A 6,599-nucleotide genomic window follows, 5' to 3' on the forward strand; every position below is an offset into this window, starting at 1 on the left:
AAGTGTGGGATGTAAAAAGAGTTTCCTGGATGAGAATTTAAAATCAGCCTATGCACCTGAAAATACACTGGTTGACCCACTTGGCTTCGAGGCAGCGATTGCAGGCTTGCAAAATACAGTTCGCGATCAGTACGAAGGTGACCAGGGAATTATTGCAACTATGGCATCAGGAACTGATATTGCTAGAAACGGGCAAGCAACTTCAGCAATGGTTCCTTATGAAAGTTATGGACAGCTTAATTCGCAGGATGTTGCCTCAGCAGGATTCTGGCGCTGGGGATATAAAACGGTCAATTCGGCTAATCAGATCATCGATGCTATCGAATCTGGCAGTACAGCTTTAACACCAGATCAAAAAACCGGTTATATTGCCGAAGCTAAATTCTTCAGGGCTTATGCTTATAATTTTATGTCCAGTTTATATGGCGGAATTCCATTAGTAAAGCATTCACTTACCACACCTAAAACTGATTTTGTACGTGCACCTGCAGATTCGGTGCTGAATTTTATTATTGCTGATCTAAATTATGCCGCGGTGAACCTGCCTGATTTTCCTAAATTAAAAGCACAGGGCCGTATCAATAAATCTGCTGCTTCGCAATTACTAGCTTTAGTTTATCTTAGAGCAAATAAACCGGATCTGGCAGAGGCTGAAGCTAAAAAGGTTATTGCTAATGGAGCACTCCGGTTAATAAATACACGTTATGGGATAAAAAAGGATCAGCCGGGTGACCCTTTTTCAGATATGTTCATTTATGGAAATATGAGAAGAAACCAGGGAAATGCAGAAGCGATTTGGGTTATTGAGCAAAACTATAATGTCCCTGGTGGGTTTAGTCCGACAGATCAGCGTAGAAGATGCTGGGTGCCTTTCTATGTGAATATCCCAGGAATGCTGATTGCAGATTCTCTAGGTGGAAGAGGTATAGGGCGGATCAGACCAACCAACTGGTGGACCTATAATTTGTATAAAAAGAATGATATGCGTAATTCTGGATTTAATATTCACCGCAAATTCTATTATAATGACCCAACATCTCCTAAATACGGAAAACAGGTAGTCGTTACTGGTTTTGATACCATTCAAAACATCTATGCACATACTACGAAATGGAACTATTATACTGATCAGGAGCCATTTGGAACAATTACTTATAAAGATCGTATCCAAATGCGTTTAGGTGAGACTTATCTTTTACTTGCAGAAGCACAATTTAAACAGGGTAAGTTATCTGAAGCAGCAGCAAGTATAAATGTATTGCGTACAAGAGCAAATGCTGATCAGGTACAGGCTAGTGACATCACAATGGATTTCATTTTAGATGAAAGAGCAAGAGAACTTACCGCTGAAGAAGACCGTAGGGTGACCCTAATGCGTACCGGTACTTTATTTGATCGGGTGCAAAAATACAATCCTACTTCAGCAAGTTCTATTAAGGCATTTAATCAATTATTGCCTATCCCGCAGGCAGAAATAGATCTGAATAAAGATGCCAAACTGGACCAGAACACTGGTTATTAAAAAGAGAAGAAATTATGAAGAATAGAAAGTTATTCCTGACCCTGATAATCACCATATTGTCTAGCAAATTTTGCCTGGCACAGCAAGTTGAGCATACAGTTTTATTGAAACACGGTGCACATCGTGTTGGAAAAAGAACCGATGAGGTGATGCGAAAATGGAGAGGCTATGGTCTTGGGCAGTTTATCCACTGGGGCCTGTACGCTATACCCGGTGGTGAATGGAATGGCAAACAATATGATGGCGCTGCAGAATGGATCAGGTCTTGGAATGGTATCCCGAAATCGACTTATGACTCTTTGATTTATAAGTTCAATCCGGTTAGTTTCAATCCTGAAGAATGGGCCGGGATAGCGAAGAACATGGGCGCCAAATACGTGACCATAACTACTAAACACCATGATGGATTCTGCTTATGGCCAAGTAAATATACGTCTTATACGGTAGCGAAGTCTCCCTGGAAGAAGGATGTAATAGGGCCGCTGGTAGATGCTTACAATAAGGCAGGGATAGATGTGATCTTATATTTTTCTATCATGGACTGGAACCATCCAGGCTGGAGATATGACATAAAAACCAAGTCTGATAGTATTGCCTTTGAAGGCTTTAAGAAATTTACCCGAAACCAGTTGCTTGAATTGCTGACCAGGTATCCTACTGCTAAAGGACTCTGGTTTGATGGAACCTGGGATAAATCCTGGGTAAAACAGGCCGAATTTGCAGATGAACTGGAAGCCGAAATGCGTAAACTGCGTCCGGGATTGATTATTGGCAGCCGTTTTAGAGCTGATGAGTTTGGAAAACGTCATTTTGATTCTAATCATGTGCTCATGGGCGACTATGAGCAGGGATGGGAACGTAAATTGCCCAATAAGATAGAAGATGTGCATGGGAACGATTGGGATTGCGTGATGACAGTTCCGGAAAATCAATGGGGCTATAACAAGGCCTGGAACGGACATATTAAAACCAGCAACGAGTTGATTGAAATGACGGCCAAAGCCGTATCCTTAGGAGGAAATTTTGTGTTGAATTTTGGTCCAAAAGGGGATGGGTCGATTCGTGATGAGGAGAAAAAACTGGCTGCTGAAATCGGGGACTGGATGAAGGTAAACAACGAGGCGATCTATAACTGTGAATATGCAGGATTGGAAAAGCAAGACTGGGGATACTTTACAAAGAAAACAGGTACCGACAAGATCCATATGATTGTATGCAACGTACCTGTTTCTGGTGCGTATCAGGTTAAACTTCCTGCGGGAACAGGAATCAGCAAAGCTTATTTACTTACGCAACCGGAGGAACGTTTAAGGGTAGAAGAAATCCAGAGCAATGGATACTTTGTTCATTATAAAAAGACAGGGGCAGATAAGCCTTTTGTGCTGGTGATTGAAACGAGCAGTAACGTGAAAGGAAGTGGAAATAGCTACGAAAAAGCAAAGACTTAGTCCGTATATATGATCTTGATGCGCAGGAGCCGAGCTGCCTTGGCAGCGGATTTAACGACTCCGTTTCTTCTGTCAAGGTAAGTTATAATTAGGAAAGACTAATAAAAGGCTCGCATTAAAATTATAATGCGGGCCTTTTCTATAGATGATATTCTAATAAACAAATTGGCAATATTCATCAAGAGTTCCCCAGGGAGGCGGTTGAACAAGAAACAGAAGATTAGTCCTTTTCCCCTTTTAAGACAAATTTATTATTTCCATAATGCAACAAATTAGAGGATTATTAGTCTTATTAATGATAAGTACTCAACTGACATCGTCATGATAACCAAGCCAAAAGCCCTGACTCTTTTTATATTACTAATTATATCTTTCTTGGTTAACATCAACGCCATAAAAGCGCAAGTGTCCATAGATAGTATAAAAAAGATCATCCAAAACGAGGTAGCTGGAAAAAGATGCAAAAGCATCATAGTAGGAATTGTGAACATGAAAGGTAAACAGGTTTTCGCAGAAGGCGTTAAAAGCGATGCCGATCCATCACTCCCGGATGGCAATACGATTTATGAAATAGGCTCTATCACAAAAGTGTTCACCTCATTGGTACTTTCCAAGATGAGTTTAAGGCACGAGCTCAACCTGAATGATCCCATTTCCAAATATTTGCCCACAGACGTAAAAAGCCCTTCCAAAAACGGTAAGGAGATTTCTTTGCTTAACCTTTCCACCCATAGATCAGGTATGCCACGCTTTCCATACAATGTTGACCCGAAGAATTTAGATCAGGCCTATCAGGATTACACTGTAAAAGAACTTTATCAGTACCTATCAACATTTAAACCACCCTATGAAATTGATAGCAGGTGGCGGTATTCAAATGTGGGCTACGGGATACTGGGAAATATACTCTCAGTCATCGAAAAAAAAGACTTTGAAACGCTAATCAAAGACGAAATCACTATTCCCCTGCGCCTAAATAATACCCTTATAACCCTATCAAAAAAACAAAAAGCTAACCTGGCCATTGGCCATGCAGAAACAGGAACCCCAGTAGGGCTTACAGAACTTGGCGCGATTGCACCCGGAGGCGCACTGCGTTCAAGCGTTGATGATTTGCTTGAATTCGCAGCAGCAAATCTGGCCCTTAAACAAACAGACCTCCTTCCCGCAATGGAACTAACCCATAAACTGCAGGCTAAAAAGGATGGAGATAATACCTATACCACAATGGGCTGGACACTTGTAGATAGCACAGGAAATGTTTTGTTCAAAGACGGAGGAATGCCAGGATACACCACTTTTATCGGAATAGATAAAAAGAACAAAATCGGCGTTGTGGTACTCTCTAATTCCAACAACACGGTGACCGATATAGGCAGATACATCCTGGAACCAGGCCGAAAAATCAACACATACCAATACAGCTGGTCCTTGCTGGATACTTTGAGGTCAACCTACAAAAACAAAGGCATAGATGCCACACTTAGCTTATATGAAAAGCTCAAAGCAAACAAAGACAGTAAGCTCATTTTTAATGAAAACCAATTAAACTACCTGGGAAACGAACTTAGGACAAACAAAAAAATAAAAGAAGCCATAACAATATATCAATTCAACCTCAAAGAGTATCCAAACAGTCTGTTGGCACTTGAAAGCCTTGGCGAGACCTACAGACGATCTGGGGAGCTGCAAAATGCAAGAAGCTGTTTTGAAAAGGCACTCTCTTTGGAACCACAAAATGAACACTGGACCTTTATATTAGGAAAACTCAACAGCAAAAAAATAAACAAGAATATATAAATCACTGCGGATTTGGAAAAGCCAGTCTTATTGACCGCTTTCCACTAAATCGTGGGATTTCTGGATATCGTTTCACTTTTTCAATCAGCAGCTGATCTAATGTAAGACAGGATTTGAAATAGAACTCGTCCAATAATCAGTAAAACGTATCCTTTTATCCTTTATTTGTCCCCGTTACAAGCTTTTCAAATTGTTTACTTTTGTAAAGTATTGAAGGATAATAAAAATGAAAACAAAGATATTGGACATACCGGAATTCAGCCGCTACCTAAATATTGACGGATTGAAGTGCAGCGACCTGCATATTGTTGATTTTGAGGGTAGGAAAAATATACGTTTGGTTTCGGAACCCGTTACCATTGATTTTTATCTATTGGCCGTAAAGCCGCCAATTGACGCAAAAATGGCTCCGTTTACACTATTGGAAGATCAGACCGATACGAGCTATATGTATGTAGACTGTCCGCAGAACACACTAAGCTGGGAAATCCTTCCGCCCACTTCAGGATATGCCATTATGGTGACCGCAAAATATCTGGACAAATATGCCAAAGACTACAACTTCGTACACTATAACAATCATGAGGCACTCTTCCTGACCAGGGATGAAGAGACTATTCTATGGGACCTGTTCAAGAAGGCCAATAATGAATTCAAAAAAGAATACTATTCCAGAACGATCATACTATCTTATGTCAATCTGATATTGACCTATGTAAAAGACTTTTACGAAAGACAATTCGATACCCGGAGCAACATCTACCATAAGGTAATCGATGAATTTCAGCAAAAACTAGAGGACTATTTTAGCGAAAATACAAGTGTTCCGGGCTTACCTTCGGTTGCCTATTTTGCACAGCACAGCAATCTATCACCTAATTATTTTGGTGATCTGATCAAGCATTTCACAGGAAGATCTCCATTGGACCATATTCATGATCATGTAGTCCAACTGGCAAAGAACAAACTTAAAAACACAACACTTTCCGTCAGTGAAATTTCCTATAGTCTTGGTTTTGACTATCCGAATTACTTTGCCCGCTTCTTCCGAAAGAAGACTGGTCTTTCACCAAAAGTATACAGAAATGCATAATAACCCATAAGCGTATAAAAGGTAGCCAGAGCGGTTACCTTTTTTATTTTTCGGATTGCATTCTGATAAACCGTAAACTGTATCCGTAATAGCGTAATCTGTCTCCGTTTTGTAGGTATGCCCCTATGTAATTTTGTGTTATCAAATCAATAGATAACCACTTTAAACTTAAATAACATGGCAACTCAAAAGAAAATCAGCTTTCAAAACACCAACAACAAAAACATCACAATGTCGGTATTCATCAACTTCCCCGAAGGTTTTGACGAAAGCAAAAAATATCCGGTAATAGTTGTTTCCCATCCAGGCGGTGGCGTTAAAGAACAGGCATCAGGCCTTTATGCACGTAAGGTAGCAGATAAGGGATTTATCACTATTGCGTACGATGCATCCTACCAGGGAGAAAGCACAGGTGAACCACGTCAGTTGGAAAACCCTTATATCCGGACAGAAGACATTAGTGCAGTAATCGACTATCTGACAACGCTTCCCTATATTAATACCAACAAGATCGGTGCAATGGGTATCTGTGCAGGTGCAGGTTATACCGCCAACGCTGCAATTAACGACCACCGTATCAAAGCTGTAGGGATGGTAAGTGCCGTTAACATTGGCCAAATGTTCCGAAACGGCTGGACCAACACGGTAAAAGATGCCGATGCACTTCCTTATTTATTGGCAGGTGCTGAGGCAAGGTCTAAAGATGCAAGCGGAACCGAAATCGTAACAATGCCTT

At 40.6% G+C, this 6,599-nt stretch carries 5 protein-coding genes; all 5 read left to right on the forward strand.

Going from position 1 to position 6,599, the window contains the following annotated elements; translation table 11 throughout:
• A partial coding sequence (locus VNZ46_RS28235; RefSeq protein WP_325564856.1) for a RagB/SusD family nutrient uptake outer membrane protein occupies nucleotides 1-1,522 on the forward strand: 1,522 nt, incomplete at its 5' end.
• Between the two features lie 14 nt (nucleotides 1,523-1,536).
• Entirely contained in the window at nucleotides 1,537-2,970 is a 1,434-nt protein-coding gene (locus VNZ46_RS28240; protein WP_325564858.1) for an alpha-L-fucosidase, read from the forward strand.
• A 321-nt stretch (nucleotides 2,971-3,291) separates the two neighbouring features.
• The gene (locus VNZ46_RS28245; RefSeq protein ID WP_325564861.1) at nucleotides 3,292-4,770 is read left to right on the forward strand and encodes a serine hydrolase; all 1,479 of its coding nucleotides are present in this window, start codon (nucleotides 3,292-3,294) and stop codon (nucleotides 4,768-4,770) included.
• Between the two features lie 226 nt (nucleotides 4,771-4,996).
• Nucleotides 4,997-5,863 carry a helix-turn-helix domain-containing protein gene (locus VNZ46_RS28250; RefSeq protein WP_325564863.1) on the forward strand — a complete coding sequence of 289 codons (867 nt, stop codon included), beginning with the start codon at nucleotides 4,997-4,999 and terminating at the stop codon, nucleotides 5,861-5,863.
• A gap of 177 nt (nucleotides 5,864-6,040) precedes the next feature.
• On the forward strand, nucleotides 6,041-6,599 hold a 559-nt coding region (locus VNZ46_RS28255; RefSeq protein WP_325564865.1), incomplete at its 3' end, for an alpha/beta hydrolase.

It is taken from the genome of Pedobacter sp. (assembly GCF_035566355.1).
Classification (GTDB): Bacteria; Bacteroidota; Bacteroidia; order Sphingobacteriales; family Sphingobacteriaceae; genus Pedobacter.